The sequence below is a fragment of the Streptomyces sp. NPDC018019 genome, assembly GCF_044327805.1.
Taxonomy (GTDB): Bacteria; Actinomycetota; Actinomycetes; order Streptomycetales; family Streptomycetaceae; genus Streptomyces.
The window spans coordinates 649721-675789 of record NZ_JBIRGD010000001.1 but is presented as its reverse complement, the minus strand read 5'-3'; the positions used below and the strand labels follow the sequence as shown (position 1 = coordinate 675789).

General features: G+C 71.1%; 33 protein-coding genes and 1 pseudogene. 30 read left to right on the top strand and 4 right to left on the bottom strand.

The features are described 5' to 3' along the window. Nucleotides 1-267: 267 nt before the first annotated feature. Both ACH4FX_RS03205 and ACH4FX_RS03200 read left to right on the top strand, forming a co-directional pair. Complete coding sequence (locus tag ACH4FX_RS03205; protein ID WP_398474503.1) at nucleotides 268-1719, top strand: LCP family protein; 1452 nt, start codon at nucleotides 268-270, stop codon at nucleotides 1717-1719. 75 nt (nucleotides 1720-1794) lie between these two features. Further along, nucleotides 1795-2487 carry a hypothetical protein gene (locus ACH4FX_RS03200; RefSeq protein WP_398474501.1) on the top strand — a complete coding sequence of 231 codons (693 nt, stop codon included), beginning with the start codon at nucleotides 1795-1797 and terminating at the stop codon, nucleotides 2485-2487. A gap of 22 nt (nucleotides 2488-2509) precedes the next feature. On the opposite strand, the pseudogene ACH4FX_RS03195 reads toward ACH4FX_RS03200, so the two are convergent. From ACH4FX_RS03195 to ACH4FX_RS03180, 4 genes and pseudogenes are all read right to left on the bottom strand, one after another. Next, a pseudogene (locus tag ACH4FX_RS03195) lies at nucleotides 2510-2815 on the bottom strand (acyl-CoA thioesterase); the annotation flags it as partial. Between the two features lie 21 nt (nucleotides 2816-2836). Next, nucleotides 2837-4600, bottom strand: a complete 1764-nt coding sequence (locus ACH4FX_RS03190; RefSeq protein ID WP_398474499.1) for a recombinase family protein — start codon at nucleotides 4598-4600, stop codon at nucleotides 2837-2839. A gap of 105 nt (nucleotides 4601-4705) precedes the next feature. After that, nucleotides 4706-5086 carry a hypothetical protein gene (locus ACH4FX_RS03185; RefSeq protein ID WP_398474498.1) on the bottom strand — a complete coding sequence of 127 codons (381 nt, stop codon included), beginning with the start codon at nucleotides 5084-5086 and terminating at the stop codon, nucleotides 4706-4708. Between the two features lie 19 nt (nucleotides 5087-5105). Further along, complete coding sequence (locus tag ACH4FX_RS03180) at nucleotides 5106-5516, bottom strand: helix-turn-helix domain-containing protein (protein ID WP_398474496.1); 411 nt, start codon at nucleotides 5514-5516, stop codon at nucleotides 5106-5108. Between the two features lie 296 nt (nucleotides 5517-5812). On the opposite strand from ACH4FX_RS03180, the gene ACH4FX_RS03175 reads away from it, so the two are divergent. From ACH4FX_RS03175 to ACH4FX_RS03040, 28 genes are all read left to right on the top strand, one after another. Then, on the top strand, nucleotides 5813-6025 hold the full coding sequence (locus ACH4FX_RS03175) for a helix-turn-helix domain-containing protein (protein WP_398474494.1): 213 nt from the start codon (nucleotides 5813-5815) through the stop codon (nucleotides 6023-6025). Then, a complete protein-coding gene (locus ACH4FX_RS03170; RefSeq protein WP_398474493.1) occupies nucleotides 6022-6246 on the top strand; it encodes a hypothetical protein in 225 nt (74 codons plus the stop codon). The genes ACH4FX_RS03175 and ACH4FX_RS03170 overlap by 4 nt, the downstream gene beginning before the upstream one ends. Then, nucleotides 6246-6473, top strand: a complete 228-nt coding sequence (locus ACH4FX_RS03165; protein WP_398474491.1) for a hypothetical protein — start codon at nucleotides 6246-6248, stop codon at nucleotides 6471-6473. The genes ACH4FX_RS03170 and ACH4FX_RS03165 overlap by 1 nt, the downstream gene beginning before the upstream one ends. Continuing rightward, a complete protein-coding gene (locus tag ACH4FX_RS03160; protein ID WP_398474489.1) occupies nucleotides 6470-7546 on the top strand; it encodes a recombinase RecT in 1077 nt (358 codons plus the stop codon). Before ACH4FX_RS03165 ends, ACH4FX_RS03160 begins: the two co-directional genes overlap by 4 nt. Continuing rightward, nucleotides 7543-8190, top strand: coding sequence for a hypothetical protein (locus tag ACH4FX_RS03155; protein WP_398474487.1), 648 nt, complete (start codon nucleotides 7543-7545; stop codon nucleotides 8188-8190). Before ACH4FX_RS03160 ends, ACH4FX_RS03155 begins: the two co-directional genes overlap by 4 nt. After that, the gene (locus ACH4FX_RS03150) at nucleotides 8187-8867 is read left to right on the top strand and encodes a hypothetical protein (RefSeq protein WP_398474485.1); all 681 of its coding nucleotides are present in this window, start codon (nucleotides 8187-8189) and stop codon (nucleotides 8865-8867) included. The genes ACH4FX_RS03155 and ACH4FX_RS03150 overlap by 4 nt, the downstream gene beginning before the upstream one ends. Next, nucleotides 8864-9025 carry a hypothetical protein gene (locus ACH4FX_RS03145; RefSeq protein WP_398474484.1) on the top strand — a complete coding sequence of 54 codons (162 nt, stop codon included), beginning with the start codon at nucleotides 8864-8866 and terminating at the stop codon, nucleotides 9023-9025. Before ACH4FX_RS03150 ends, ACH4FX_RS03145 begins: the two co-directional genes overlap by 4 nt. An 18-nt stretch (nucleotides 9026-9043) precedes the next feature. Beyond that, entirely contained in the window at nucleotides 9044-9862 is an 819-nt protein-coding gene (locus ACH4FX_RS03140; RefSeq protein ID WP_398474482.1) for a helix-turn-helix domain-containing protein, read from the top strand. A gap of 4 nt (nucleotides 9863-9866) precedes the next feature. Next, a complete protein-coding gene (locus ACH4FX_RS03135) occupies nucleotides 9867-10553 on the top strand; it encodes a hypothetical protein (RefSeq protein ID WP_398474480.1) in 687 nt (228 codons plus the stop codon). Further along, nucleotides 10550-10909, top strand: a complete 360-nt coding sequence (locus ACH4FX_RS03130; RefSeq protein WP_398474478.1) for a hypothetical protein — start codon at nucleotides 10550-10552, stop codon at nucleotides 10907-10909. Before ACH4FX_RS03135 ends, ACH4FX_RS03130 begins: the two co-directional genes overlap by 4 nt. 100 nt (nucleotides 10910-11009) lie before the next feature. After that, nucleotides 11010-11516: a single-stranded DNA-binding protein gene (locus ACH4FX_RS03125; RefSeq protein WP_398474476.1), complete on the top strand. Its 507-nt coding sequence runs from the start codon at nucleotides 11010-11012 to the stop codon at nucleotides 11514-11516. Between the two features lie 76 nt (nucleotides 11517-11592). Further along, the gene (locus ACH4FX_RS03120; protein ID WP_398474474.1) at nucleotides 11593-11808 is read left to right on the top strand and encodes a hypothetical protein; all 216 of its coding nucleotides are present in this window, start codon (nucleotides 11593-11595) and stop codon (nucleotides 11806-11808) included. A gap of 379 nt (nucleotides 11809-12187) precedes the next feature. Then, the gene (locus ACH4FX_RS03115) at nucleotides 12188-12988 is read left to right on the top strand and encodes a hypothetical protein (protein ID WP_398474472.1); all 801 of its coding nucleotides are present in this window, start codon (nucleotides 12188-12190) and stop codon (nucleotides 12986-12988) included. Nucleotides 12989-13190: 202 nt separating this feature from the next. After that, complete coding sequence (locus tag ACH4FX_RS03110) at nucleotides 13191-14249, top strand: hypothetical protein (protein ID WP_398474470.1); 1059 nt, start codon at nucleotides 13191-13193, stop codon at nucleotides 14247-14249. 60 nt (nucleotides 14250-14309) lie between these two features. Then, nucleotides 14310-14858, top strand: coding sequence for a helix-turn-helix domain-containing protein (locus tag ACH4FX_RS03105; RefSeq protein WP_398474469.1), 549 nt, complete (start codon nucleotides 14310-14312; stop codon nucleotides 14856-14858). 76 nt (nucleotides 14859-14934) lie between these two features. Further along, nucleotides 14935-15891, top strand: a complete 957-nt coding sequence (locus ACH4FX_RS03100; RefSeq protein WP_398474467.1) for a DUF2637 domain-containing protein — start codon at nucleotides 14935-14937, stop codon at nucleotides 15889-15891. A gap of 198 nt (nucleotides 15892-16089) precedes the next feature. After that, nucleotides 16090-16599 (top strand): helix-turn-helix domain-containing protein, encoded by a 510-nt coding sequence (locus tag ACH4FX_RS03095; protein WP_398474465.1) that lies wholly within the window; start codon nucleotides 16090-16092, stop codon nucleotides 16597-16599. A 3-nt stretch (nucleotides 16600-16602) separates the two neighbouring features. Next, nucleotides 16603-17856, top strand: a complete 1254-nt coding sequence (locus tag ACH4FX_RS03090) for a PBSX family phage terminase large subunit (RefSeq protein ID WP_398474463.1) — start codon at nucleotides 16603-16605, stop codon at nucleotides 17854-17856. After that, entirely contained in the window at nucleotides 17853-18014 is a 162-nt protein-coding gene (locus ACH4FX_RS03085) for a hypothetical protein (protein ID WP_398474461.1), read from the top strand. Before ACH4FX_RS03090 ends, ACH4FX_RS03085 begins: the two co-directional genes overlap by 4 nt. Continuing rightward, a complete protein-coding gene (locus ACH4FX_RS03080; RefSeq protein ID WP_398474460.1) occupies nucleotides 18011-19489 on the top strand; it encodes a phage portal protein in 1479 nt (492 codons plus the stop codon). Before ACH4FX_RS03085 ends, ACH4FX_RS03080 begins: the two co-directional genes overlap by 4 nt. Nucleotides 19490-20212: 723 nt before the next feature. After that, nucleotides 20213-22432, top strand: a complete 2220-nt coding sequence (locus tag ACH4FX_RS03075; protein ID WP_398474458.1) for a phage minor capsid protein — start codon at nucleotides 20213-20215, stop codon at nucleotides 22430-22432. Nucleotides 22433-22441: 9 nt separating this feature from the next. Then, nucleotides 22442-22606: an Rmf/CrpP fold protein gene (locus ACH4FX_RS03070; RefSeq protein WP_398474456.1), complete on the top strand. Its 165-nt coding sequence runs from the start codon at nucleotides 22442-22444 to the stop codon at nucleotides 22604-22606. Nucleotides 22607-22884: 278 nt separating this feature from the next. After that, a complete protein-coding gene (locus ACH4FX_RS03065) occupies nucleotides 22885-23517 on the top strand; it encodes a hypothetical protein (protein WP_398474454.1) in 633 nt (210 codons plus the stop codon). A gap of 64 nt (nucleotides 23518-23581) precedes the next feature. Further along, nucleotides 23582-24439: a N4-gp56 family major capsid protein gene (locus ACH4FX_RS03060; protein WP_398474452.1), complete on the top strand. Its 858-nt coding sequence runs from the start codon at nucleotides 23582-23584 to the stop codon at nucleotides 24437-24439. A gap of 124 nt (nucleotides 24440-24563) precedes the next feature. After that, nucleotides 24564-24962 (top strand): hypothetical protein, encoded by a 399-nt coding sequence (locus ACH4FX_RS03055; RefSeq protein ID WP_398474450.1) that lies wholly within the window; start codon nucleotides 24564-24566, stop codon nucleotides 24960-24962. 5 nt (nucleotides 24963-24967) lie between these two features. After that, complete coding sequence (locus tag ACH4FX_RS03050; protein WP_398346835.1) at nucleotides 24968-25279, top strand: hypothetical protein; 312 nt, start codon at nucleotides 24968-24970, stop codon at nucleotides 25277-25279. Continuing rightward, a complete protein-coding gene (locus ACH4FX_RS03045) occupies nucleotides 25276-25629 on the top strand; it encodes a hypothetical protein (protein WP_398474449.1) in 354 nt (117 codons plus the stop codon). The genes ACH4FX_RS03050 and ACH4FX_RS03045 overlap by 4 nt, the downstream gene beginning before the upstream one ends. Then, nucleotides 25629-26060 (top strand): minor capsid protein, encoded by a 432-nt coding sequence (locus ACH4FX_RS03040; RefSeq protein WP_398474447.1) that lies wholly within the window; start codon nucleotides 25629-25631, stop codon nucleotides 26058-26060. Before ACH4FX_RS03045 ends, ACH4FX_RS03040 begins: the two co-directional genes overlap by 1 nt. Nucleotides 26061-26069 lie beyond the last annotated feature (9 nt).

The window sequence follows — 26069 nt, the reverse complement described above, 5'->3', positions numbered from 1 at the left end:
GACGGCAGCCGGGTGGCCCTGGGGCCGGCGCCCGGCGTGTGGTGCTTTACAGCCGATCATATGGGCCTACGGTGACCCGGCCCGCTTGTTCCCGTTCAAAGACGATTCGCCGGGTTCCGGAAACGGTCCCTCCCGGCCCCCGGCCGGTCCGTCCCGACCCACCGTCCCGCCCCGTCCCGTACGGCTTCGGCCCAGCCCCTGCCCCGTCCCCTATCGCGCTCCCCGTCCCGTACTCCGTCCGCCCCGACCCGCCGCGGAGGTGTCCCCATGACCGCACCGCACCGCACGCCCCGTCCGCCCGCCCGTCACCGGCGCCCGGACGGGCGGCCCCGCTGGGGTCTGCGCGTGGCCGCGAGCGTTTCGCTGCTGCTGCTGGCGGCGGGCGGCATCGGGCACGCCATGGTCACCGGCGTCGAGGACGGCATCTCCCGGGTGGACGCCTTCAAGGGGCTGGGCAACCGGCCGGACAACAGCGGCGGCGACGGCATGAACTTCCTGGTCGTCGGCACCGACGGGCGGGACAGGCTCTCCGCCGAGGACAAGCGCCGGTTCCACCTGGGCGGTGAACCGTGCCACTGCACCGACACGATCATGATCGTCCACCTGTCCGCCGACCGGGACCGCGCCAGCGTGGTCAGCCTGCCGCGCGACTCGTACGCCCGGACGCCGCCGCACACCGACACCACCACCGGACAGCGGCACCACGGCCACCCGGTGAAGCTGAACGCGGCGTACGCGGAGGGCGGGCCCGGCCTGACCATCCGGACCGTCGAGCGCATGACCGGGGTGCACATCGACCACTACCTGGAGGTCGACTTCACCAGCTTCATGAAGACCGTGGACGCGGTCGACGGCGTGGAGATCTGCACCACCCGCCCCCTGAAGGACAGCTACACCGGCCTGGACCTGCCTCCCGGCCGCTCCCGGCTGGACGGCGGCCGGGCGCTCCAGTACGTCCGCGCCCGGCACCTGGACAGCGCCTCCGACCTGGGGCGGATGCAGCGCCAGCAGCGCTTCTTCGCGGCGCTGATGCACAAGATCACCAGCTCCGGCGCGCTGCTGAACCCGGTCCAGTTCAAGCACATCACCGACGCGCTGCTGGAGTCCGTACGGGCCGACGAGGGCTTCGGCGCCGACGAGATGGTCGATCTCGGCCAGGCGCTGCGCGGCTTCAACCCGTCGTCGTCCGAGTTCGCCTCCGTACCGCTGGGCGACATCGACTTCCAGGTGCCGAACGTGGGCTCGACCGTGATGTGGAACGAGGCCAAGGCGAAGAAACTCTTCCAGGCGCTGCGCGAGGACCGGCCGCTGGCCGTGCGGCGGCCCGGCCGGCAGCGCGCGACGGTGGTGGACGTACCGCCCGGCACGATCCGGGTGCAGGTCGACAACGGCGCCGGGCGGAACGGGCTGGGCCGCAAGGTGGACAAGGCCCTGCGCGCCACCGGCTTCGACACCACCGGCACCCCCGGCAACGCGCCCGCGCGCGTACGGCGGACGGTGATCGCCTACGACCCGCGCTGGGACCGCTCGGTGCGCTCCCTGGCCGCCGCCCTGCCCAGGGCCGCCCTGCGCCAGGTCCCCGGCCAGGGCGCGGTGCTGCGCGTCACGGTCGGCAAGGACTTCACCTCGGTGCACAAGGTCCGCTCCGACGACCCGACCCAGCCCTCCGGCTCCGGCGACTTCGCCACCCTGACCGGCGACGAGGCGGGGTGCCCCTGATCACCGGGCCCGGACACCGCCGATGGCCATGTACCCGGTTGTCCGCCCCTTGTGTACTCAGTACAGTCCCCACCCATGAGTGAAAAACGATCACCACTCGGCGACCGGTGGTACATCGACCAGATCACCGCCGTCGCGCAGCAGTTCCTGCGCTCACAGCCGGACAGCCGGGTACCGGACGCGCCGCCCGCCCCGCAGCGCTCCGGGTACGCGGACCTGACCGCCCGCGCCGCCCGGCTGTCCGCCCTGCGCGCCCGGCTGGAGCAGGAGGAGGCCGCGCTCCAGGCGGACGTGGAGCGTCTGAACCACGCGTCCCGGGACTCCGGCTCCGCGCCGTGGCCGGACCCGGCGGCCGTCGTCCCCGAGGCGGAGATCAGCGCCGAGACCCTCACCCTCGCCGAGGCGGGCCGCATCCGGCGCGCCTACAAGGCCGCCGAGGCCGCCCTGCCGCGCCTGGTCCTGGAGGCCGCCGCGGACGGCCTCGAAGCACCGGCCATCGCCCGCGACCTCGCCGTCACACCGTCGTACGTGTACCGCATCCTGCGTGAACGCGTCCGCTACACCTGGCGCCTCGACGTCCGCGACGGCGGCGGGTGGGCGGTACGGAGCAGCGGCCAGGACGTCGTGGAACGTGCCCTCGGCAGCGCGTCCCGGCTCGCCGAGCGGCTTCTCGCCGAAACCGGCGCGGACCGGGTGCTGCTCTGGGAGGGCCCGCGCACCACCGACGCCGACGCGGTCCTCGACCTGGTCCGGCCGGAGGGCGCGTGACCGTGCCCCGTACGGGTCCGCCCTACGCGTCGCTCTCGTCCGCCGCGCTCTGCTCCCGCAGTTCCTTGATCGCGCGGCGCCGGGCCAGCCGGTGGGTGCGGCGGATCTGGGCCTCCTGGTAGCGGCGCTTGTCGCGCTCGGTCTCCGGGATGACCGGGGGCACGGGGCGGGGCTTGCCGTTCTCGTCCACCGCCGCGAACACCAGGTACGCCGAGCCGACCTGGGTCGCGGGCGTGGACTCGTTCCAGCGCTCGGCCAGCACCCGTACGCCGATCTCCATCGACGACCGGCCGGTCCAGTTCACCTGGGCCTTCACATGTAATAGATCCTCTAAAACACAAACTCACGCTTACGCAACAACGGCGAGGTGCGGCGCCCGCTGGGCCGGTACTGCCTGCTTGGGCTGCTTCACCAGGGACACCTTTTGCGGCGCCCACGGGTCCGGCTCCCACACCGGATGAATCTCGACGCGGGACGTCGCCCGCTTGCCCCGGCCGCGGTCGATACGCACGACCGATACGCGCCGCAGCAGCTTTCGGAGGATGCCGTTCTTCTCCCCCACGGTGAGCGTGTCCCACTCATCGAGCAGGCCCAGGACGAGCGGTTGAAAGTCGACCTGCTGCGGAGTCGTTTCGACCTCGACGACGTCCTGTAGCGCCTGCTCGGCTGCCGCCTTCTCCTTCCTGATCTTGTCGCGTGCCGCCTCGTACTCTCCCGGCTCGTAGTCGTCTGCGTTCACCGCGTGGTCGGCCCGGAGCCGCGCAAGGCCGTCCGACAGCTTCTTGATCTGCTTCGTCAGTCGCTCCCGCTCCCGCTTGGCGAGGTCCCGCGCCCTGTCGACGTCCTGCCGCCGCCGCTGCTGCACGGGGGGCGCCGCGTCGACGCCTGGCGCTACCTCATTGGCCAGGAACGTAAGCACGGCCATTTCGACCTTGGCGCGGGTAATGCTTACCCCTGTGCACGCGGTCCCGCCGCTCTTGGTGTACCAGTTGCAGCGGTAGCCGTAGCCGTTCACCGTGGCGCCCGTGGAACCGCCCCGGAACGCTGCCAGACTGCGCTGGCAGTCGCCGTGACGCATAAGTCCCGTGAGTGGGTAGGTGGCGTTCCGCTCGCGCGGCGGCTGGCTCTTGATCAGCTCGCGGTGCGCAAGGTACGCGTCCCACAGCTCTTGATCGACGATGGCGGGTTGCGCACCGGGCATGAAGTGGAAGTTCTTGCACGTCGACATTTCGGTGCACTTGCAGTCCTGGTTGTGGACACGGAGCAGGCCGGCGGGAAATCCCGAATCCATGTACTTGCGTAGGGCGGACTGTTCCCAGGGGTTGCCCTGAGTGGTTCGGAGGCCAAGAGAGTTGAGCCATGCGCAGATGGTCGTGAACCCCTCGTTCCCGTGCACCTTCCGCTCGTAGGCTTCGAGAACGATCTCGGCTGTCTCGGGGTCGAGTGAGTACCGCTCTTTCTGGAGGGTCTCTGTCCTCGGGTCCCAGCGCCGATGCCAGATGTACCCGAACCGCTTCCGTCCGGTGGCGGGGAGGCGTTCTGTGTTGCGTCGGTGCTCGTGGGTCTCGCGCCACTGCTCACCGGCTCTGTTGCTCTCGAAGTTGCCGAACGCGAAGATCATTTCTCGCTGGAACTCGCCGATGGCCGTTTCGGCGTCGACGGGTTCTGTAGCGGATTCGAGGCGTCCGCCGGCGTATTCGAGTCGGGCGAGGTTTACGGCGTTCCCGGTCCTGTTGCGCCCGAAGCGGGAGTACCGCCACACGGCGATGCCTCGGGCGAACCCTGCCTCGATCGCTTCGACTCCGCGCATGATCTTGCGCTTGAAGTTCCGGCCGGTGGCGTCGAGGTCGACTATCCAACCGATGATCCGGCGTCCGGTCTTTCGCGCCCATTCCTCAATGGCCGACTTCTGTAGTTCGGGGCTGATCTTCTCCTCTCGCCAAGTGCTGACGCGTATGTACCCGATGTACGGCTCTAGGTCGTCGAGTTCAGACAGATCGTCTGGCGCGCGAAACGGTGCCGGCAGGTCTTCTGTGCGGAACGAGTCGGGTACGTCCTGAAAGGTCTTTTGGAGTTCTTCCCATGTGATGGTGGCGGTTGGTGCGCGCATCATGGGCGCGGTGCCCTCCTTTGTGTATGGGTGCGCGGTTGCGCTACCCCCCCCCGCGGTAGCGCGTACGGCTGATGGCGGTTCCTCCTTCGGCGCTGAAACGTTTCGTCAGGCAGTGCGGCGCGATGGCGCTTCGTCTTGTGCGGCGCTGCGTGGCGCGGGGACGGCGTGGAGGCGTCGCACGGTGGGGGTGTCCGGCGTGGTGTTGGTGGTTCCGTCGCCGTTGGGCGGGGTGATCAGTCCGCGGGAGCAGTGTTCGAGGCAGAGGCGGTATCCCTCCCGGCGCAGGGCCTCGTCCGAGTCGCGGCTGATGCGGGTGTGCCGGCGGACGCGGGAGAGGATGACACCGGGCAGGAGGGCGAATGCGAGGCAGGCCCCGACAGCCGCGAGCGGTCCGTTATCAGTTGCTGCGCCGCTGGCGATCAGGGCAAGGCTGATGACGAACGCAAGGTGCGTGGCCGCGATGTTGAGGTGCTCGCGGGTGATCAATGGGGCGGGCCTTTCTGTGCTATCCGTTCGCGCGGCGGTCGTCCTTCGTGCCGCGTAGGGCGCTGACCATGGCCTCGAATGCGGCGACGGACTGCGGGTCTGTGATGCCTAGCTCGGCTGCTGCCTGCTGTGGCGTTATGGGGTCAGGACTGATGGGACGGGCGGCGGCGGCGAGGTCTTCGGGCTTGGCGATGGCGGCGCGTACGAGCAGTTCGCCGAGGGGGACGCGCACCGCTTCGGCAAGGAGTGTGAGCGTCTTGAGGTCGGGGATGCCGTCAGCTCGTAGGAGTCGTGAGACGGTCGCCGGGCTGATGCCTGAGTCGGTGGCGAATCTTTTCTGTCCTCCGCGCTCGGTGTAACCGCGCTGGTCGAGCTGCTCGCGGAGCCATGTCGCGAACGTCTGTGGTGAGTGGGCAGCACCTGATGTCATGCGTGAAACATATCGCGCATGAATGAAACCCACAGCCTGAGTTCCGGTTTGTCAAGGTTTGCGCCCCTCCCCCGCTGCGTCGTGCTTGTCACTGTTCGTCACAGGATGATCGTTATTTTTCAGTTTAAGCATGCAGGGGACGGCCTGTCACCCACGTTCTGAAACATACCGTCACGGAGTGACAGCCCCTCTGGCCTCGTCGCCGACGGTGCGTGACGACCAGTCCGTTTCACGCACGAAACAATCATGGTAGTTTCACTCCCGAGAGAAACGTTTCTCTCGTGAAAGGAACAGCCATGCCCTACGCCTCTGCTGCCCTGCGCGCTGCTGCCACCAAGCGCGGCGATCACACCCCCGCCGCCATGGCCCGCCGCATGGGTGTCCCCTACCTCGCCGCCTACCGGTGGGCCACCGGCCGCCACGCCCCCAGCCCGGCCGGCCTCGCCGCCATCGAGCGCGCCTACGGCCTCACCGCCGCCGACCTCGTCCGCAAGGAGGTCAGCGCATGAGCGCCGCCGTGATCCCCCGCGAGCAGGCGTTCGCCGACGCCCGCCGCATCCTCGACCACGCACGCGCCCGCCGCGACGCCCTGCCCATCCGGCAGGCCGCCGAGCAGGCCGCCGTCAACAGCTTCCGCACCGCCGACGAGATCGAACTGCACCTGCGCCGACTGCATCGCATCGTCCGCCAACAGCAGCCGGCCGCGGCCCCGATCTCCGCCGCCGCCTGATGAGCCCCCTCGACGCCCTCGCCGAGGCGTACGCCGACGACCCGGCCACCGTCGAACACCTGCTGCTCGGCCTCGCCGACGCGTCCGCGCACGCCGACCACATGCTGCACGACCCGGCCGCCACCGACTACGGCCGCAACTCGGCCTATGCCGCGCTCGACGCCGCACGCGAGCGCCTTGCCGCCGTCCTCGACCTGTCCAGCACTACGAACGGAGCCACCCTGTGACCGTCGCCACCCTGCCCACTCGCGCCCCGCAGCAGCAGGCTGCCCTCGCCCACCCCGCGCCCGGTGGCGCCCTGTCGCTCGGCCACATGTCCCCGCACGAGGCGTGGCAGTTCTCCGAGGCCCTCGCCGGAGCCAACCTGCTCCCGGCCGAGTACCGGAACAATCCGGCATCCGTCCTGTGGGCCATGGAGTACGGGCGGGCCCTCGGCCTCGACGTCGTGACCACCATCACGACGATCCACGTCATCAAGGGCAAGCCCACCCAGAGTGCCGACCTGATGCTGTCCCGGGCCCGCGAGGCTGGGCACAAGGTGCGCATCCGCCCGGGGAACGAGTCGTGCGTCGTGAGCATCTGGCGCCACGACGATCCCGAATTCGAGAACCGTGTCGAGTGGACGCTCGACGACGCCCGCCGCGCGCAGCTCTACCCCGGTAAGAGCGACAGCAATTGGGCGAAGTACCCCCGCGCGATGCTGCGGGCCCGCGCGATTGCCGAGTGCGTACGTTCGGCGTGCCCCGAGGTGCTGCACGGCGCGATCTACACACCCGAGGAACTCGGCGAGGTCGTCGACCAGGAAGGCAACCCGGTCATCGTCGAGCGGGCCGACGCTCCTGTGCAGCAGCAGGCGACCGTCGTACAGCAGGCACCGGCCGACGGTCCGCCGCGCGACTTCCTCGCCGAGGCAACTGCCGCGGAGACTGCCGACGCCGTCCGCGCGCTCTACAAGGAGGCCGCGCAGTCCGGCGCCCCGCGCGAGTACCTCGCCGACCTCGCCGCCATCGGGGCGGACAAGCCCGGTGCCCGCACCGACGACGAGCACCAGGACGACGAGCAGCACCGGGACGACCAGGAGGAGACGCCCGAGCAGGCGCCGGCCGCGGAGAGTGGCGACCAGCACGCCGCCGCCCTCGCCGAGCTGCTCGCCGTGGGGACCGCCCTCAGCCTGACCGCCGAGCACCTCGACGACATCGCGCGCGCCGAGCACGGCCGCCCGGCCGCCGAGTGCACCGCCGAGCAGCTCGCCACCCTGACGGCGGACCTGCGCGCCGCCGTCGAGGGAGCCGCCGCGTGAGCACCTCGGAGGAGACCGAGCAGCAGGTCGAGGCGCCCAAGTTCACCGCGGCGCAGATCAAGGCCGCCACCACCAAAGAGGCAGTCCTGAAAGCCCTGTTGGACCAGGTCGACAAGGCGTACAAGGACGCACGCAAGGAAGTGCAGGCCATGCTCGACGAGCAGAAGCGCACAACGGGCGGAACGAAGTTCGACGCCTGCTTGCCCGATGGCACCAAGGTGGGGGACGTCCGCCTCAGCGGTGGTGAAGCGGCGGCGAAGATCACTGACGAGCAGGCGTTCATCGAGTGGGCGCACCGGACGTATCCGAGCGAGGCCGTGACCAAGCTGGTCCGGCCCGTCCCGGCGCGGCTGGTCAAGTCCGTGCAGCCCAAGTTCGTAACACTGCTGCTCGAACGGATGACCGCCGCGGGCGTGCCGCAGGTGTTCGACGAAGAGACCGGCGAAATCCTCGACGTTCCCGGCGTAAGCATCGTGCCCGCCCGCGCGCGCACGCATTCGGTGAACTTCACCCGGGCCAGCAAGGGCAAGCGTGCCGGGCGGGACCTGGTCGCCGAGGCATGGCGGGCCGGGGCCCTGGCCCCGATCGCGCTGCCCGCCCTTGCCCCGGCGCCGCCGGCCGTCGAGGACGGGGACGCAGCGTGAGCCGCATTGTGCGGGGACTCGACCTGTCGCTGACCGGTGCCGGTGTGGCCAGCGCCGGTTGGGCGCAGACCCTCGGCAGCAAGGGACGGCGGCACGACCCGTACGCGGTGCGCCGCGCCCGCCTCGACCGCCTCGCCGACCGCATCCTCGACACCGTCGGTACCTGCGATCTCGCCGTAGTCGAGGGGCCCAGTTACGGGTCGCGCGGCGCCGGAACCTGGGACCGCGCCGGGTTGTGGTGGCTGGTCGTCGACCGCCTCGCCGCCCGGGAAATCCCGGTCGCCGTCGTCGCCCCGACCGCCCGTGCTCGGTACGCGACCGGGGACGGCCGCGCAGGGAAAGCGGCGGTGCTCGACGCCACTGCGGCCCGGTACGGAATCGCGCTGCGCGACGACAACCAGGCCGACGCGTACGTGCTCGCCGCGATGGGGCACGACTGGCTCGGCGAACCGCTCGCCCCCGTGCCGGACCGGCACCGCGCCGCCCTGGCCCGGGTCGAGTGGCCCGAGCTGCTGCCGCCCCCGGCCGTGCAGCTCGGCCTCGACGGGACCGGGTTGCCGTACCCGGAGACGATCCCTGCCGCGCCGCGGCGGCGCCGACTGCGCCCGGTCGAGCCTCCCGCGGCCGGCCCCGGGCAGGTCGACGCCCTCGCCCTGGTCGAAGGGGGCGCCGCATGAAGTGCGCCCACTGGATCGGCGCGAACAAACGTTTCTGCCGCATCCCCGGGGCCCGCCGCTACCTGCCCGGCTACCGGTGCCCCCTGCACACCCCCGCGGCCCTCAACGGCCGCCCGGAGCCCAGCGCGCCGCCCCGCCCCGCACCCGCTCAACCCTGAACCCGGAGACCCCCGCACATGAGTTACAACGCCCGCGAATGGGTGTGGGAGCACAGCACCACCAAGGGCACCGCCCGCATGGTCCTCGTTCTGATCGCCGACCGGTGCCCTGACCGCCGGTGCATCGCGTACGCCTCGGTGTCCGCGCTGATGAAGCGCGCCAACGCGTCCCGTACGGCCGTGCGCTCCGCGCTCGACAAGCTGCTCGAAGGCGACGAGCTGCTGCTGCTCGAAGGCCGCAAGGGGCCCCGCGGAGAGACGTACTACCAGCTGCCGGCCGCCGCGCGGTTCCTCGCCGAGCAGGACGTCGAGGGGGGCCGGAATGCGGCCCCCGCAGGGTCGGAATCCGACCCGGCAGACCACTTCGAAGGGGGGTCGGAATCCGACCCGGGGGAGCGGAATCCGACCCGGGAGGGGGTCGGAATCCGACCCGGCGGGGGGACGGAATCCGACCCCCAGAACAGAAGTGAACCGAAGGTGAACGGTAAGAGCAGCAGCTCTACCCCCACCACCGTCGACGAGTGGCACCTCGACGACGCCGCCCGCACATGGGCGCAGCAGCAGGGCCACCTCGACCGCCTCGGCGAGCACGGCCTGCTCGCCGCTACGGAGAAGTGGCGCACGTACCGGCACACCGCCGCCCCGCGTGCGCGTGCGGCGTGGGCCGCCGACTGGCGCGCATGGGTCGCACGGGAGCGCCCCGCCGCCCCCGGCCGCCCCGCCCTGTACGCCCTGCCCGGCGGCACGCCCGCCTCGGCGCCCGGCCGGACCCGCGCACAGGCCCACACCGCCGCCCTGCTCGCTGCCCTTGAAGACGACCCGACCGGAACGGAGTAAGACCGTGGAACGCCGCGAAATCGCTGGACTGCTCGCCTACATCGGCCGCCTCGACCCGCGCACCATGCGCACCGACACCGCCGAACTGCGCGACCAGATCGCCCAATGGCACGAACTGCTCGGCGACGTCCCCCTGTCCACCGAGCACGGGTGGGACGCCCGCGAGACCGTACGGGCGCACATCCTCGACAGTCCGTACCCGATCCTGCCCGTGGACGTCGCCCGCAAGTGGCGCGCCTACCAGCGCGACCGCCTCGCCCGTCACACCGACCCGACCCCGGCCGCGGACCCTGACAACGTCACGGCATGGCGGGCCGAACTGCTCGGCACCCGGCACGCCGTTGCGCACGGCCAGCAGGCGCCGGTCGAGCAGCGCGCCATTACCGCCGGGCCGGGCCCGGACATTGAGGCGTATCTCGAAGCCACCGGATCGCCCATCCCGCCCGTCGTCCGCGCCCAACTCGCCCCCTTCCGGCCGACACGGGCCGCACGTGAGGCCGCCGTCATGGCCGGCCGCCCCGACCCACTCAGCGTCCGGTGCGAGTGGTGCCACGCCCCGATCGGCGAGCCCTGCCGCTCTCGCCGCACCGGTCCCGACGGCACCGCCCGCGGCAACGCCCGGCGCACCGTCCCGCATCCCTCGCGCGTCGACCTCGCTGCCGCACGTACCCGACAGGGGGCAGCAGCGTGACCCGCACGTTCCGTGTCACTGGCGTATGGCCGGCGCCCGCACACACGACCACCGCGCAGGGCAGCGACCGGGCCCGCATCCGGGCCACTGCCCGCAGGTGGGCCGCCGCCGGAGCAACCGCCACCGTCGAGGAGGCCGCCGCCGGTTGGTCGTGGCGCCACGTGAAGACCTACGCCCCGCCCGCACCGGCCCCGAAGGTCGAGCCGGTCGTCGTTCCGCCGCCGCGCGTCGAGCAGGTCGTCGACCAGGACGAGCGCGCCATGTACGAGCGGCTCATGCGGCAGGCCCCGACCGGCCGAGACCACCGCGGACGCGTCGCCTGCCGCCATGTCGCCAATGGCCGCGGCATCCGCTGACCCCCGGGGCAACTCGGAGGACAGCGCACACCCATACCCGCTACGTTTCACGTACGATTCAAAACGAGCATTTCGTTTCACTAAAGAAAGAGAGCGCCCGTTGTCCGGCGAGACCGTCATCACGCTTATAGGCAACCTGGTCGACGACCCCGAGCTGCGGTTCACCCCCGCCGGCGTCGCGGTCGCATCCTTCCGCGTCGCCTCGACCCCGCGCACGTTCGACCGGCAGGCCAACGAGTGGAAGGACGGCGAGAGCCTGTTCCTGACCTGCTCGGCGTGGCGCAGCCTCGGCGAGAACGTCGCCGCAACCCTCAGCCGCGGCGCCCGGGTCATCGTGCAGGGCCGTCTCAAGCAGCGCAGCTACGAAGACCGCGAGGGGGTCAAGCGCACCGTGTTCGAGCTGGACGTCGAGGACTGCGGCCCCTCCCTGCTCCGCGCAACCGCCGCCATCACGAAAACCACCGGCAACAACGGCTTCAACGGCCCGCAGGCGCCTCAGCAGCCTGCCGCCGACCCGTGGGCCCAGCAGCAGCCGCAACGCCCCGCACAGCGGCCCCAGCAGCCGCAGCAGCACCAGGGCGGATACAGCGACGAGCCCCCGTTCTGACCTCTCGCCCGCGACCGGTCGATGCCGCCCCCACGCGCAGGGGGCGGCCCGCCCCTCTTCACAGAAAGCCCCACCCGTGATCGTTCCGCACCGCCGCACCGTCCACGTCACCCGAACCGAACACGCCCTGCCGCTCCCCGCGTCGCTGCTCGACGTAGCGCACCTGGTCGAGATCGTGCGCGACGAACTCGACCGCGCCGACCGCTCCGCCACCGAGGCCGAGCTGCGCGCCGCCGACGGGGACCTGATCGCGTCGTACGAGATACCGCGCGCCTCGATGGTGAAGCGATGACCCGCCGCACCACTTGGTTTCACATCACGGGGGCCGGGACTCCGTCTTACGAGGATCGGCGCCCTCACGCTGACCAGCCATCACAACCAACAGGGCGCCCGCAGCGAGGTTTCCCACCTCGGAAGCAGTGACGGCCGCCATGAAAGCTCCAAGGGAATCACCCTTCTCCAGGCAGGCACGCGCCCTCGACGCTGCCTCTGCAAGCAACACGACCTGCTCGGAAGCGACGCCCTCGGGCGTGTTCATCACTCCCTCTTGCTCAGCCACGTAAACAGCATGGCGAAAACGAATCGCCCTCGTCCGCCGAACGCCATAACACCCCCCACGCCGCCGGTAACTACCCCTGTTCTGGGCCACACCCGTCGAGGAGACACCGCCCGTGCAGCACCCCGTCGCCCACCGCACCACCGCCCGCCTGCGCACCATCCGGGAGCAGTGGGGCGCCCTGCTCGCCGCCATCGAGACACCGCCCGCCTCCCGTGAGTGGCCGCCGGCCGAGACCCGCGCGTTCCTGAACACGGGGAGCAGCGACGACGGGGCCCTGCTGGTCGAGGACCGTGCGCCCCTCACGTTGCGGCAGCATCCGGCGCCCGCGAACCTCGACGCGCTCGACTGCGCCCTGTTCGTCGAGCAGCAGGTGTTCGACCTCGCTGACACCCTCGCCGCCGCCGTGCAGCACACCGACCCAGCCGACCCGCGCCGGTGGACGTATCGGAACCCGGGCGCACCGGACGCTCGTACGGCCGCAGGCTCCCGCGCGCACGGTCTGCACTGGGCCGTCCTGTACGTCGAGGGCCGCGTGCTCGACGAGGACACCGCCCCCGAACACGATGAGACTGGCACCCTGCTGCCTGCCCCGTTCTCTCCGCTCCCCGAGCACCTGCTGCACGAAGCGGCGCGCGTAGCCCGGCAGTGCGAGCAGCGCATCGCGCGCATCCTCGCCGCGGACGCGATCACCGCCAGCCGGACCCTGCCGACCCCGTGCCCGTCATGCGGGGGCGCCCTGGTCGTGCGTGCCGCGCCGGCCGAACCGCCGACCGTGACCTGCCGTACGGGCGCAGCGTGCGGGGCCAACACCACTCAGGACGCGCAGGGGCGCCGCGTGTGGGGGTGGCCTGAGTGCCTGCCCTTGCTGCTCACCGCACAGCAAGCCGGGGACAGGTTGGCGCAGGCAGCGTGACGAGGGGCCCCAGGGGCGACCCCGGGGCCCCTCATGCGTGGCGCACGGAATTCGGCGGACCAACTTCGGCGCGGCCAACGCAACTTCCGCAACTCCACCCCTGTGAAACGACTTCACAAGTCGCTACAGTGAGGCTCGCCGGACCTCACCCGGCGTCCTGCCGGACCTCACCCGGCACACCACAACCAAGGGAGCAACCCCCATGGACATGTACCGCCCCGCCAACCCCCGCAGCCGCGGCGCCGCCCACTACCGCCGCCCCGGCACATCCGCGAGCTACTGCGGGCGCACCCTCGAAGCCAACCCCACCGAAGAGAAGTACGTGACCGGCGTGTGCCAGGTGTGCGCCAAGGCCGAGAAGCGCGACCGCGTCGCCGCCGAGCAGACCGCCACCAACCACAGCACGGCCGCGCCGGCACTCCGCGAGCGCGCCAACGTCCGGTACGCCCTGGTCGGCAAGGGGCGCCGCGTCCACTACTCGCCAAACAACGACGAGACCCTGTGCGGGCGCCCCGTGTCCGAGTACCGCGAGCCGCAGGACGTTGACCTTTCCGGGCGCCTTGACGGCCTGTGCGCCCCCTGCGTCCGGGCCGCTGAGGAGCGCGCCTACGCCCGTGCCCTCGCCGCCACCTCGCCCCTCGCCGCCGCCGCGGTCAAGGTTGCCGAGATCGTCGAGCAGGCCGAAGGCGCGCCCGACCAGGCTGCCGAGCAGAGCGGGCCGAGCGTTACCGACATCGTCGCCGCCATCCGGACCAGCGGCGAGCACCTCCCCCACATCATGACGCGTCTGCACTCACCCCTCTTCGGAGAGGCTGTTGCCATGTGGGCCCACCCCATGAGCAGCGAAGAGGCTGCGGCAACGGATTGGGAACAGGTCCGTACCGCACTGCTCGCCCCCGCAGACGAGCAGCACACGAGTGCTGACGCACGGGAGCAGCAGGCCACCGACGAGCCGTCGGACACGTGGACGATCATGACTCGCAATGAGGAGGAGATCGCCCGCGTGGAAGGCGCCACCGTCGAGGACATGACCCGCGCCGCCGAAGCCCTGCCCGAAGTTCAGGCCAATATCCGCCGCGAGGGCGGGTTCGCCCGACGCCGCCTCTACCGCTCCGAGCTGCGCCCCGCAGACATCGAGAGGGCCAGCCACGCGTCATGGCGCGACGAGTGGATCGGCGAACAGGCCGCCAACGGCACCCTGTTCGACATCACTCCGGCCACCGAGCAGGGCGCATTGTTCGCCCCCGAGTCCGCCGCGTAACCAACCGGCCCGCCCTCAGCCGGGGGCGGGCCCTGTCCCACATCGACAGGAGCAGTACAGGTGAACGACAAGCAGCCCGCCGAGCAGGGCGACAAGCCGACCGCTACGCACTCAGGTGAGGCCCCTTGGACTTCGGGCGAGATCGACCGGCGTGTACGTCGCAACCGCCGGTTGAGCGACGCCGAGATGCGCCGGTTGAGCGACGCCGACATGCTGCGTGAACAGATTCTCACGCTGATTGAGGAGCACGAGCGCAAGACAGTGGCCGCGCGCGCCCTCGCAGGTGACCCCAACCCGACCGACGCCGACCCCCTCGAATACGTACAGGAAATCGCCGAGCACTACGCCCAGCGCGACCACCGCCCCACCTACCTCGACCAGCTCGCCGACGAACTCACCCTCGACGACGTGCGCACACTCCGTCTGGCCGGGGAAGCTGCCCAGGCTGTCACGCCCCGCGTGATCATGCGCGCGGCCGAAGGGGGTAAGCAGCCGCGAGAGATCGCTGCGGAAATCGGTCTTACTGAGTCCCGTGTGTACGGCGTTCTACGTGAAGAGCGCCGCAAGGGGCACGAAGCCGAGCAAGGCGCCACCGGCGACCAGCAGTAACCGAAACAGTACGGGCCCGCTCCGGCGACCTCACCGCCGTACGGGCCCTAACCGAGAACGGGAGCAACCCCCGCCCATGGCTACGCACCACCCTACCTACGCACGCCCGGACACGAGTACGCCCTCATGGGCGCACCTCGCCGCCGCCGTGGCTGCCACCGCCGGTTTCGCCGCCTTGGCGTTCCGGCTGTCCTTTGAGGCGCTTACCGCCCTCGCCGCCGAGCATGGCACCGCCGCCGATGTGGCGTGGATGTTCGCTGTTCTGGTGGATGGGGGCGCGGTCGTCGGCACCGTCGGTGTCATCGCCGCCCGGCGCGCCGGCCGACCGACGACTGCCTACTGGTTGACCGTCGTCGCATTCGCCTTGACGTCGCTGTGCTTCAACATCGCGCACAGCGACGGCACCGGCGCCGGCGCCGCCATCGCCGTCGTGCCGCCTGTTGCGCAGCTTGTCGCAACGGAACTCCTGGTGCGCATGCTGCCGACCGCCGACAGCGTCGCCGCCGACGACGTCGCCCCGGCCGTTGCCGCCGCCACCGACGCCGCCCGCCGCGCCCAGGACGCAGCCGCCGCCGCTCAGACCGCCGCCGACACGGCGCAGGCCGCCGTCGAGGACGCCGTCGCCACCGTCACGGAAGCGGTGACCACCGCACGGGCCGACACCCGCGACGCCGCCGCCGACATCGTCGAGGCCGCCGTCGCCGCCACAGACGCCGCCGCCCGAGCCGAGCAGGCCGCCGCCACCCTCACCACCGCCGCCGCGCCGCCGCTCGCACTCGTCGATCTCGCCGCCGCCGTCGCCGCCGTCGAGGCGCCGCCCGTCCTCGACGACGCTCTCGACGACATCCCGGCGCCGCTCCCCCTGGCCGCGGTGTTCACCGCGCCGCCGCTCCCCGACGCCCGCACCGCTCGACGACGCCACCCCGGACGACGCAGCAGAGCCCGCCGTCGCTGCGCCGGCCGACGCCGTCGCCGCGTACCGCCGCCTGCGACGCGAGACCGGCGGCCGGCCGACGGCCGAGGCCCTCGGTAAGGCACTGGGGGTGAAACGCACGAGGGGTGGTGAGCTGCGCCGCCTGGTCGAGCAGGCCCTCGAAACCCCCTTTGCCTCCGTTATCGAATCGTGATCTAATGGGGGGCGTCTCCGGCGTGCCCGGAAACACCCCACCCTCGACGCCCCGGTGCATCCCCCCTGCACCGGGGCGTCGTCATTCCCGCGGGAGGTGAGACCGTGCGCGAGCCGATCACCGACGCCGACCGCGACGAGGTCCGCCGCCTGCACGCTGCGGGCAACACCCGCAACCAGATCGCACGGGAGATCGGGCGCAGCGGCTCGACCGTGTCCAAGATCGCCCGTGACCTGAACCTGTCGTTCGAGCGCGGGCCCGAAGTCGTCGCCGCCACCGAGGCACGCCGTATCGACCTTGCCGCCCGCCGGCAGCAGCTCGCCGAGACCCTCCACCAGGACGCCGAGCGTCTGCGCGCGCAGCTCTGGGAGCCCTGCACCATCGGAGCGTTCGGCGGCAAAGACAATCAGTGGTCCGAGCAGGCCCTCGACCGGCCGCAGTTCTCCGATCAACGGCAGATCCTCGCCGCCACGTCCATAGCCATCGACCGGTCCCTGCGCCTCGCCCCTGCTGAGGGCGGCGAGGGCGCCGACCAGGTCCGTTCGATGCTCGGCACCCTCGGCGACGTTCTCACCGGCGCTTTCGCCGACGACGAGGGGGACGACGGGGGGTGAGCCGTGCGCCTGCCCAAAGGCGTCGACCTCCCCCTGTCCCGCAAACAGCTCCGCTCCATCGGGCGCGCCACCGCCCGTATCAACCTATGGCACGGCAGCGTCAGGTCTGGCAAGACCGTCGCAAGCCTGCTGGCGTTCGTGATCGCGGTGGCCGCGGCCGGCCCGTCGGGGCTCATCCTGATCTGCGGCCGCAGCTTGCAGACCATCGAGCGCAACGTGTTCGAGCCGCTGGCCGACCCGGCTCTGTTCGGCCCTCTGTCGCGGCACATTCACCACACCCGCGGCGCCACCACGGCCACGATTCTTGGCCGTACGGTCCACCTGATCGGCGCGTCCGATGTCCGGGCTGAGGGGCGCCTGCGTGGCCTGACCGCACAGCTCGCCTACGTCGACGAGGCCACCCTCGTTCCAGAGAGTTTCTGGACGCAGCTTCTCGCCCGACTCAGTACGCCCGGCGCGCGGCTGCTCGCCACCACCAACCCCGATTCGCCGCGGCATTGGCTCAAGGTCGGCTACCTCGACCGGTCCGCCGAACTGGACCTGCGGGCGTGGCACTTCAAGCTCGCCGACAACCCCTCACTGTCCGCGGCATACGTCGAGGCTCTGAGCGCCGAATACGTCGGTCTGTGGCGTCGCCGCATGATCGACGGTGCATGGGTCGTCGCCGAAGGCGCCGTGTTCGACATGTGGGACGAGCAGCAGCACGTCGTCGACACTCTGCCGCCGATGGTGCGCTACTGGTGCGCCGCGGACTACGGCACGACGAATCCGTTCGCCGCCCTGGTGCTGGGCCTCGGCGCCGACGACCGGCTGTACGTCGTCTCGGAGTGGCGCCACGACAGTAAGGCCGCGCACCGGCAGATGACCGACGCCCAGTACAGCGAAGCCGTACGGGCGTGGCTGGCGCGGCAGCAGGTCGAGCCGGAGTGGACGTTCATCGACCCGTCGGCCGCCAGTTTTCAGACTCAGCTTTGGGCTGACGGGCACCCCGGCGTCACCCGAGCCGACAACGAGGTTGGCGCGGGCATCCGGTCAGTGTCGTCCGCCCTCGCCGCCGGCCTGCTGCGCGTGCACGCGTCCTGTACCGGCCTGCTCGCCGAACTCCCCGGTTACTCATGGGACCCGGCCGCCTCCGCCAAGGGCGAAGACCGGCCCATCAAGGCGAACGACCACTCCGTTGACGCGCTGCGGTACGCGGTGCACAGCACGGCCCACGAGTGGCGCCACCTGCTCACCACGAAGGAGGTGGCCGCGTGATCACCCTGCCTGTCCACCTGCGCGTGCTGGGCCACGAGACCGAGGTTGGCACCGTCACCGTGGATGCCGCGGAAGAACTCCCCGGAGCCCTCGCCGAGCTGTTGCACGCCGTCGCCGACTGCCTCGCCGAGCAGCGAGAAGAGGAGGGGCCGACGTGAGCTTGCCGGAGAACGGGACCGCGTGGCCGCCTCGGAGCGTCGCTCCGCTGTACGCCGACATCAAGCTCGACGATGCTTGGTACTCCGGCGACCGTAAGAAGCTGACCACCGTCTACCGCCACGCATCGGAACACCGCCACGACGGCCGGCGCCGTCTGTGGGGGCGCCACCGCCCGCCGGGCCAGCGCGAGCACCGGCTGCACATTCCCCTCGCCGGAGAGATCGCGCAGACCTCCGCCGATCTGCTGTTCGCCGACACTCCCGTGATCACCGTGGGGGACACCGCGACGCAGGATCGCCTCGACACCCTGCTCGACGCGGGCGGGGTGCCCGAGCTGCTGCTCACCGCGGCCGAGACCGCCGCGGCCCTCAGCGGCGTTTTCCTGCGGGTGACGTGGGACCGGGACGCCGCCCCCGACCGGCCCCTGCTCACGGCCGTACACCCCGACCAGGCCGTACCGGAATGGCACTTTGGGATCATGAAGGCCGTCACCTTCTGGCGGGCCCTGTCCTCGACGACCGCGACCGTGTGGCGTCACCTCGAACGCCACGAACGCGGGCGCATCCTGCACGGCCTGTACGAGGGGACCGACGACCAGCTCGGCCGCCGCGTGCCACTCACTGAGCACCCCGACACCGCGGCCCTCACCGACTCCCTCGGTGCGGAAGGCGACGCCATCGAAACCGGCATCGATCTGCTCACCGCCGTGTACGTGCCGAACATCGGCCCCAACCGCCGACACCGCGGCGCCCCCTGGGGACGCAGTGATCTACAGGGCGTGCACGACCTGCTCGACGCTCTCGACGAGACATGGACGAGTTGGCTGCGGGATATTCGGCTGGCCCGCGCCCGCCTGATCGTGCCCGACGGCTACCTGCGTGACCGCGGCCCCGGCCGCGGCGCGTCGTTCGACGCCGACCAGGAGGTATGGCAGACCCTCAACATCCCGCCGACGGAGCAGGGCGCCGGCATCACGTTGTCGCAGTTCGCCATCCGGGTCGAAGAGCACCGCGCGACCGCTGAGACCATCGTGCGGCAGGCCACGACCGCGGCCGGCTACTCCCCCGCCTCCATCGGACTCGACGGGGACGGGGCCGCCGTCACAGCAACCGAGATCGCCGCCCGTGACCATCGGTCGATGGTGACCCGCGGCAAGAAAGCCAGGTATTGGCGTCGGGCAATCGCCGACATCCTGCATGCCCTGCTCGCCGTCGACGCCGCGCAGTTCGGCAGCCGTGTCACGCCGGAGCGGCCGACCGTGGATATCGGCGACGGTGTCGCCGAGGACCCTGGCAGCACTGCGCAGACACTTGCCCTGCTCACACAGGCGCAGGCCCTGAGCACCGACACGAAGGTGCGCATTCTGCGCCCAGACTGGGACGACCAGGCCGTTGCCGAGGAAGTTGCACGCATTCACGCGGAGACGGGGCAGGCCGCCCCCGACCCGGTCGGAGCCTTTCCTCTCGCCCAGTAATCTTTTTCGGCCGCCCGTTAGGATTGGCTCCCCTGGGGGGCGCATCTTCATATTTTCGACGGACCGATTGGAGCGGATCGCACTCCCACGCGCCGGGCACATTGAGGGTCACGACCTCTTTTAACGGGAATCCTTTCAGCGGACACAAAGGCATGTTTTCACCGCTGAACTTCGGAGGTCCTCATGCGCACTGTCCGTCGAACCTTCCGCGGCGCCCTCGTTCTTGCCTCGGCCATCGGCCTTGCTTTGTCCGGCACTACGCCTGCGCAGGCAGCAAACATCACCCGTAAAATCCCGGACCTCTACGCGGGAGGCTGGCTCGGCCAGTGGGCGACATCCTCCGAAGGGACTGTCACCTTTGAGAGGAATCGCATCACGATCGCCGCAAAACTTCGCGCCGTTTGCCCAAGTTCCGACGGTGCTGCGTACTTGCAGCATTACACGCGCAACCACGGCGACTCCAGCAGTAGGCGAGAGACAACTCCGGTCTACTGCACCGGGAATGCAGACGGTAACTACGGCTGGTCGACAGGAACGAACCGCTACAGCGAGGCTTTCGGTGAAAGCGCCCTCTTCCGGTTGTGCTTGTCAGCATGGGGATCGAGCTGTAGCGACTGGGTCGAGGTACGCGAAAACCAATAGCCCGCACCCTGCGAGGAATCGTTAGGTTCCAGCGCAGCGCAAAACTGAATCGACTCGTTACCTGGCGCGATCGGGGGGACGATGCCTGTGTCCCCCGATCAGGTCGAGTACCTCGCCGCGGTGACCGCGGACCTGTACGCGGATGTCGAACGACGCCTGCTCGAACTGTGTGCGCGGCAGCTCGCCGCCGGGCTGGACGCGCCCGGCTGGGCCGTCGCCAAACTCGCCGCCGTGTCACCGCTGCGGCGTGCGGCCGACGTGCTGCTCGGCGCCCTCGCCGGGACCGTCGACACCGAGGTACGCCACGCTGTGGCCGAGGCGTACACCGCTGGCCGCGCCTCCGCCCTCGAAGAACTCGACGCCCTGCCGGAGGAGGAGCTGCGGACGGTGGCCGAGCGGACCCCGCACGCGCGGGCCGTCGACCGCCTCGCCGCCGAGACCATCGACACCGTCACCTCGACCCATCGCGGCATTCTCCGCGCGGTCGAGGACGGGTATCGGCAGGTCGTTGCCGAGGTCACCGCGGCGCCCCTGCTCGGCACCGAGACGCGCCGCCAGGCCACACAGCAGGCCATGCAGCGGTTCGCCGACCGGGGGATTTCCTCGTTTCGGGACCGGGCCGGGCGCCGCTGGTCGCTGACCGCGTACGCCGAAATGGCGGTGCGCACCAGCGTCGCGCGGGCCGCGACCGAAGCGCACATGACCACCCTCGCCGACGCGGGCGTTGACCTGGTGATCGTCTCCAACTCGCCGCGCGAGTGCCCGCTGTGCCGCCCGTGGGAGCGCCGCATCCTGTCCATTGGCGGGCCGGACGGGGCCCGGACGGTTGAGGTCGAGCACGCCCTCGACGACGGCCGCATGATCCGCGTGGACGTGGCCGGATCGCTCGACGAGGCCCGCCGCGCCGGACTCCAACACCCCAACTGCCGACACAGCGTGAGCAGCTACACGCCGGGCCTGACCCGCGTTGAGGCGCCGGAGCCGGACCCTTCCGGGTACGAGGCTGGGCAGCGGCAGCGCGAGATCGAGCGGCACATTCGCAAGTACAAGAACCGGGTGGCCGGTGCGACGACGCCGGAAGCCAAGGCGCAGGCCGAGGCCAAGGTGCGCCAGTGGCAGGGGGCCATGCGGCTCCATCTGGCCGCGCATCCGAAGTTGCGGCGCCTGCGCCACCGGGAGCAGCCGGGCGCGTCCAACCTCCCCACGAAGACCACGGCGGCGCCGGACGATGTCATGCAGGCCGCCCGCGTGCGTGCCGGTGACGACGGCACGCTGCGGGAGATGTCCGACGAGCAGCTCGGCGCCGCCATGCGCCCCGGAGTGCTCGACGACCGCGCCCGCGACCGGATCGCCACCGAAGCGGACCGCCGCGAAACGGCCGACCTGCTCGACCGCATCCGGCCACAGGGACGTCTCGCCGACAACCTCGCCACCTACAGCGACGATGAACTCGCCCGCGTCTCCTCGCACCTGTCCGACGCTGACCTGCTGCGCGTCATGGCGGAGATGGACCGGCGCGACCTCGACGCCGCCCTGCCCGGCGCCCGCCGGGACCTGATCGGCATGTCCGAGCAGCAGCTCGCCGAACGCGCCCGGCACGCCGACGACACCGAGCGTGGCGCCCTGGCCGCCGAGGCGCACCGCCGGCACCTGCTCGGCGCACTGTTCCCCGGCGGGCGCCTGGTCGCGGACCTGTCCGCGGTCGGCGACGACCTGCTCGGCTGGGCCATGCGTTACGCCACCGAGTACGACGTCGAGCGGATCGCCGCCGAACTCGACCGGCGGTACCCGCCCGCTCCGCCGCCTGCTGCGGCTGGCGCGCACACCGTCGAGGGTCAACTCGCCGACCGGGCCGCCATCGAGGAGGCCCTCGCCCCGGCCGCCGAGCCGGACGACTGGGCGCACCTGGCCCTCGACGATCCGTACGCCGAGCTGACCGCGGCCGAGCGGTGGCTCGCCGAGCGGGAGCAGGCCGCCGAGGCGCAGCGCACCGCCTACACCCGCGAGCAGGTACGCGAGATGTACCAAGAGCACATCTACGCTCAGTGGTTGGAGGCCGAGACCGAGCTGCGCGGGCACCTGCTCACGCGGGAGGCCGAGGCCGCCGGCGTCGACCCGCGGAGCCTGTTCACGGGCCCGTCGCACGTGGCGTACGCCCGCGCGTCGGAGGACCTCAAACGGTGGTGGGCCGATCACCCGCGCACTACGCTTGCGGAGTACACCGAGCAGCTCACCGGCGTACGCGACGCCGCCGCGGACACCGCCCGCAAGGCGCGCAGCGACCGGCAGAACCGACTCTGAGGGGGCACCGTGAGCCGCGCTGAACTGGTGCGCGCGATCAACGAGGGCGCCGCGGCCGGCCGTGAACGCCAGCCCGTGACCGTCTGCCCCTACCCCCGCGGTGACCTGCGCCGCTCCGCGTGGGTGCGTGGCTACGCCAAGGCCCGCCCCCTCGACGCCGAGGCTGCCGACTAATCACCTTGTGGTGCGGCCTGGTCACACCCATTCTCACACTCAGTGCGCAGCCTGCATCGCCAGACCGGCGAGCTGCTCCAAGACGGGTATATCGGCACCGGCTTTTGTATACGGTCTCCATCGCAGATCTCACATCGCCCTACCACTCGTACATTTTCATCCATACCTGAGTAATACCCCTGGTAGCTGACACACAGTTCGAATCAGTGAAGTGATCTTGGGCCCGCCATCGGCGGGCCCTTTTTCATGCCCGCACACGCCCCGGAGGCCGATTCCGCATGTCCGAAACCGCCACCCCTGCCGCCGAGGCCCCCGGCACCGACCCGGGCGCCAACACCCCGGAGCCGACCGGCACCGAGCCCGCCCCCGCGGCCCCGGCCGCCGATCCGGCCGCCGAGCAGCGCGTGAGCGCCGCCGAGCAGGCCGCGCAGCAGGCCGCCGCCGAGCGCGACAACCTGCTCGCCGCCCTGCGTAAGGTGCTCGACCCGGACGGCGCCGACGGCGAGGCCGACCCGGCGCGTCTGGCCGAGCAGGCCGCCGCCGAGCGCGACCAGGCCCGCGCCGAGGCGCGGCAGCTCCGTGTCGAGCTGGCCGCGCACCAGGCCGCGCACACCGCCGGCGCCGACCCCGCCCGCCTGCTCGACTCCCGCACCGTCGAGAAGCAGCTCGCCGACCTCGACCCTGACGACAAGGCTTTCGGCGACCGGCTCGCCGAGGTGATCAAGACTGCCGTAGAGGCCAGCCCGCATCTGCGCGCCACCGGTGCCGGCCCCGTACGCGCCGGCGCGGAGTTCAGCGGTCCCCCGTCGCCGGGCGTCACGGCCGCTCAGTTCGCCGCCATGGATTACGCCGCGCGCGCCGAGCTGTTCCAGTCCGATCCCGACACGTACCGGCGCCTCGCCGGTTCCTGATTCCGGCACCCGCGCCGGGCCCCCGACCATCCCGGCACCGCGCCGGCAGAACAGGAGTACCACTGTGCCTGAGACCAAGGCCGCAAATCTGATCGTTCCCGAGGTGTGGGCCGACATGGCGCAGGCCCGATTCACTGGTGCCGTACGCGTCGCTGGATCGTCTGCCGTCATGGTCGACAACACCCTCGTTGGCCAGCCCGGCGCATCGATCAGCTTCCCCAAGTGGGGCGCCCTCGGCGAACTGGACGAGCTGACCGAGGCCGTCGCCATGACTACGTCCGTGATGGGGCAGAGCAGCAGCTCGGCGACCATCAAGGAAGTCGGTAAGGGTGTAGAGATCAGCGATAAGGCGATGTTGACCGCGCTGGGCGACCCGCGCGCCGAGGCACAGCGCCAGTTCGGCATCCTTGCCGCCCGCAAGGTCGATGCCGACCTGATCGCCCAGGCCCAGGCCGACGAGACCGCCGCCGGTGGCGGACAGCCGTACCAGTACGCCGCCACCGACACTGCGCTGTCGTGGAAGGTGGTCAACCACGCTGTTGCGCTGTTCGGCGACGAGTTCGAGCCCGACCAGTTCGCCGGCCTGTTCATCAACTCCGCCCAGCGCACACAGGTGTGGGACGATCCGCAGTTCACCGACGCTTCCAAGCTGGGCGGCTCCATCCCGGTCACCACAGGCACGATCGGCGCCCTCGCCGGTATGCCCGTCATCGTCACCGACCGAGTCGCCGCCGGCCGCTTCCTGCTGCTGAAGACCAACTCTCTCGGCCTGCTCTACAAGCGCGCCCCGATCGTCGAGACCGACCGCGACATCCTCAAGCGCACCACCGTCATCACTACGAACATCCACTACGCCGTGAAGCGCCTCGACGACAAGGGCGTGTGCGTCGGCACACTCGCCACCAAGGACGGCGGTTCCTGATGCTGCTCCGCCGCTACCACCAGAGCAGAAACGATCCTGCGACCAGTGAGGAGCAGGCCCCCGACGGGCCGCCGGTGAAGAAGCCGGCGGCCCGTTCTGCTGCCCGCACCAAGAGGGGGTGACCATGGCGCGCCGCCCCTACGCCACGCCTGAACAGCTGGCCGCGTGGGCTGGGACTGCGGCGCCGGACGACGCCGAGCGGCTGCTCGCCCGAGCGTCCGAGGACATCGATTCGGCGCTGCTGACCGCGGTCTACGCGGTCGACGCGGACGGTGACCCGACCGACCCGGTGACCGCCGAGGCTCTCGCCCGCGCCACGTGCGCGCAGGTCGAGTACTGGCTCGCTGCGGGCACCGACGGCACCGGTGCAGGTGATCACTGGGATTCGGTGAGCATCGGGCCCGTGAGCCTGTCGGGGCGCACCGCGCGCCCGCCGGGCGCTACCGGGGTGGAGCTGGCGCCGCGCGCCGACCGCATTCTGCGGCGGGCCGGACTCACCCCGGGCCGGGTGATCGCGTGGTGACCCGCGTGCCCGAGGTTCTGCTGCGCCACCGCATCACGGTCGAGCCGTACGCCGGGGAAGGCGCCTACGGGCCCCAGTACCGCCACGCCATCCCGAACGTGCCCGCCCTGGTCGACGTGAGCGTGCGAATGGTGCGTGCCCCGGACGGCCGACAGGTGACCGCCTCGGCAACGATCGTGGCCGGGCCGCTGCTCGACTGCCCGCCCGGGTCCCGCATCACGCTCCCCGACGGGCGCACCACTACGGCGCTCACCACCGCCCACCACACCGCGCCCGGTCTGCCGGTGCCTGCCTGTACGGAGGTGACCTGCGAATGAGCGGACCGCGCGCCGAACTGCACTGGAACGGACAGGCCGTGACCGAGGCGCTTCGGCAGGCCGCCGCCCGCGGTGCCCTGCTCGGCGCCGAGCATGTTCTACAGCTCAGCCGTCAGCTGGTGCCGATCGAGGAGGGCACCCTCGAACGGAGCGGCGCGACCAGTGTGGACGCGCGCCGCGGCACGGCCGCCGTGTCGTACGACACCCCGTACGCCCGCCGCGTGCACGAGGACATGACCGCCCGGCACGACCCGGGCCGCACCGCCAAGTACCTCGAACGCGTCCTGCCCGGCTCCACCGACACCGTGCAGGCGTTGATCGCCGCGCAGGTCCGGCGGGCGCTGCGCTGATGTCGTACACCGTTGATCTGCTCGACGGTCTCGCCCGTCTGCTCGACGCCGCCGGGGTCGGCACCTACCGGCCCGACGGCGTGTACGCGGCCGGCGAGACCGCCATCACCATTGCCGCCACTCCTCCGGCGCCGGATCGGGTCATCTGCCTGTCGGCGTACCCCGTCGAGGAGTCCGCAGCCCTGACCGACACCACCACCGGCATACAGGTGCGCACCCGCGCCGGGCCGGACCCGCGCGAAGTCGACGCCCTCGACGACCAGGTACTCGACGTGCTGCACGGCTCCGGCCCCCACCACTGGGGCGCCGCGTGGGTGCAGCTCATCTACCGCAACTCGGCCGCCCCCATCGGCGCCGACAGCAGCGGGCGCGCGGAGCGCAGCAGCAACTACTACGCCCGCGCACACCGCGCGGCCCGACACCTTGAATAGGGAGGCGCC

Bases quoted from the DNA above. Each gene is read 5' to 3' on its own strand.
- ACH4FX_RS03205 (WP_398474503.1), top strand. From the start codon at position 268: ATGACCGCACCGCACCGCACGCCCCGTCCGCCCGCCCGTCACCGGCGC.
- ACH4FX_RS03200 (WP_398474501.1), top strand. From the start codon at position 1,795: ATGAGTGAAAAACGATCACCACTCGGCGACCGGTGGTACATCGACCAG.
- ACH4FX_RS03190 (WP_398474499.1), bottom strand. From the start codon at position 4,600: ATGATGCGCGCACCAACCGCCACCATCACATGGGAAGAACTCCAAAAG.
- ACH4FX_RS03180 (WP_398474496.1), bottom strand. From the start codon at position 5,516: ATGACATCAGGTGCTGCCCACTCACCACAGACGTTCGCGACATGGCTC.
- ACH4FX_RS03175 (WP_398474494.1), top strand. From the start codon at position 5,813: ATGCCCTACGCCTCTGCTGCCCTGCGCGCTGCTGCCACCAAGCGCGGC.
- ACH4FX_RS03170 (WP_398474493.1), top strand. From the start codon at position 6,022: ATGAGCGCCGCCGTGATCCCCCGCGAGCAGGCGTTCGCCGACGCCCGC.
- ACH4FX_RS03165 (WP_398474491.1), top strand. From the start codon at position 6,246: ATGAGCCCCCTCGACGCCCTCGCCGAGGCGTACGCCGACGACCCGGCC.
- ACH4FX_RS03145 (WP_398474484.1), top strand. From the start codon at position 8,864: ATGAAGTGCGCCCACTGGATCGGCGCGAACAAACGTTTCTGCCGCATC.
- ACH4FX_RS03140 (WP_398474482.1), top strand. From the start codon at position 9,044: ATGAGTTACAACGCCCGCGAATGGGTGTGGGAGCACAGCACCACCAAG.
- ACH4FX_RS03110 (WP_398474470.1), top strand. From the start codon at position 13,191: ATGGACATGTACCGCCCCGCCAACCCCCGCAGCCGCGGCGCCGCCCAC.
- ACH4FX_RS03100 (WP_398474467.1), top strand. From the start codon at position 14,935: ATGGCTACGCACCACCCTACCTACGCACGCCCGGACACGAGTACGCCC.
- ACH4FX_RS03075 (WP_398474458.1), top strand. From the start codon at position 20,213: ATGCCTGTGTCCCCCGATCAGGTCGAGTACCTCGCCGCGGTGACCGCG.
- ACH4FX_RS03065 (WP_398474454.1), top strand. From the start codon at position 22,885: ATGTCCGAAACCGCCACCCCTGCCGCCGAGGCCCCCGGCACCGACCCG.
- ACH4FX_RS03055 (WP_398474450.1), top strand. From the start codon at position 24,564: ATGGCGCGCCGCCCCTACGCCACGCCTGAACAGCTGGCCGCGTGGGCT.
- ACH4FX_RS03045 (WP_398474449.1), top strand. From the start codon at position 25,276: ATGAGCGGACCGCGCGCCGAACTGCACTGGAACGGACAGGCCGTGACC.
- ACH4FX_RS03040 (WP_398474447.1), top strand. From the start codon at position 25,629: ATGTCGTACACCGTTGATCTGCTCGACGGTCTCGCCCGTCTGCTCGAC.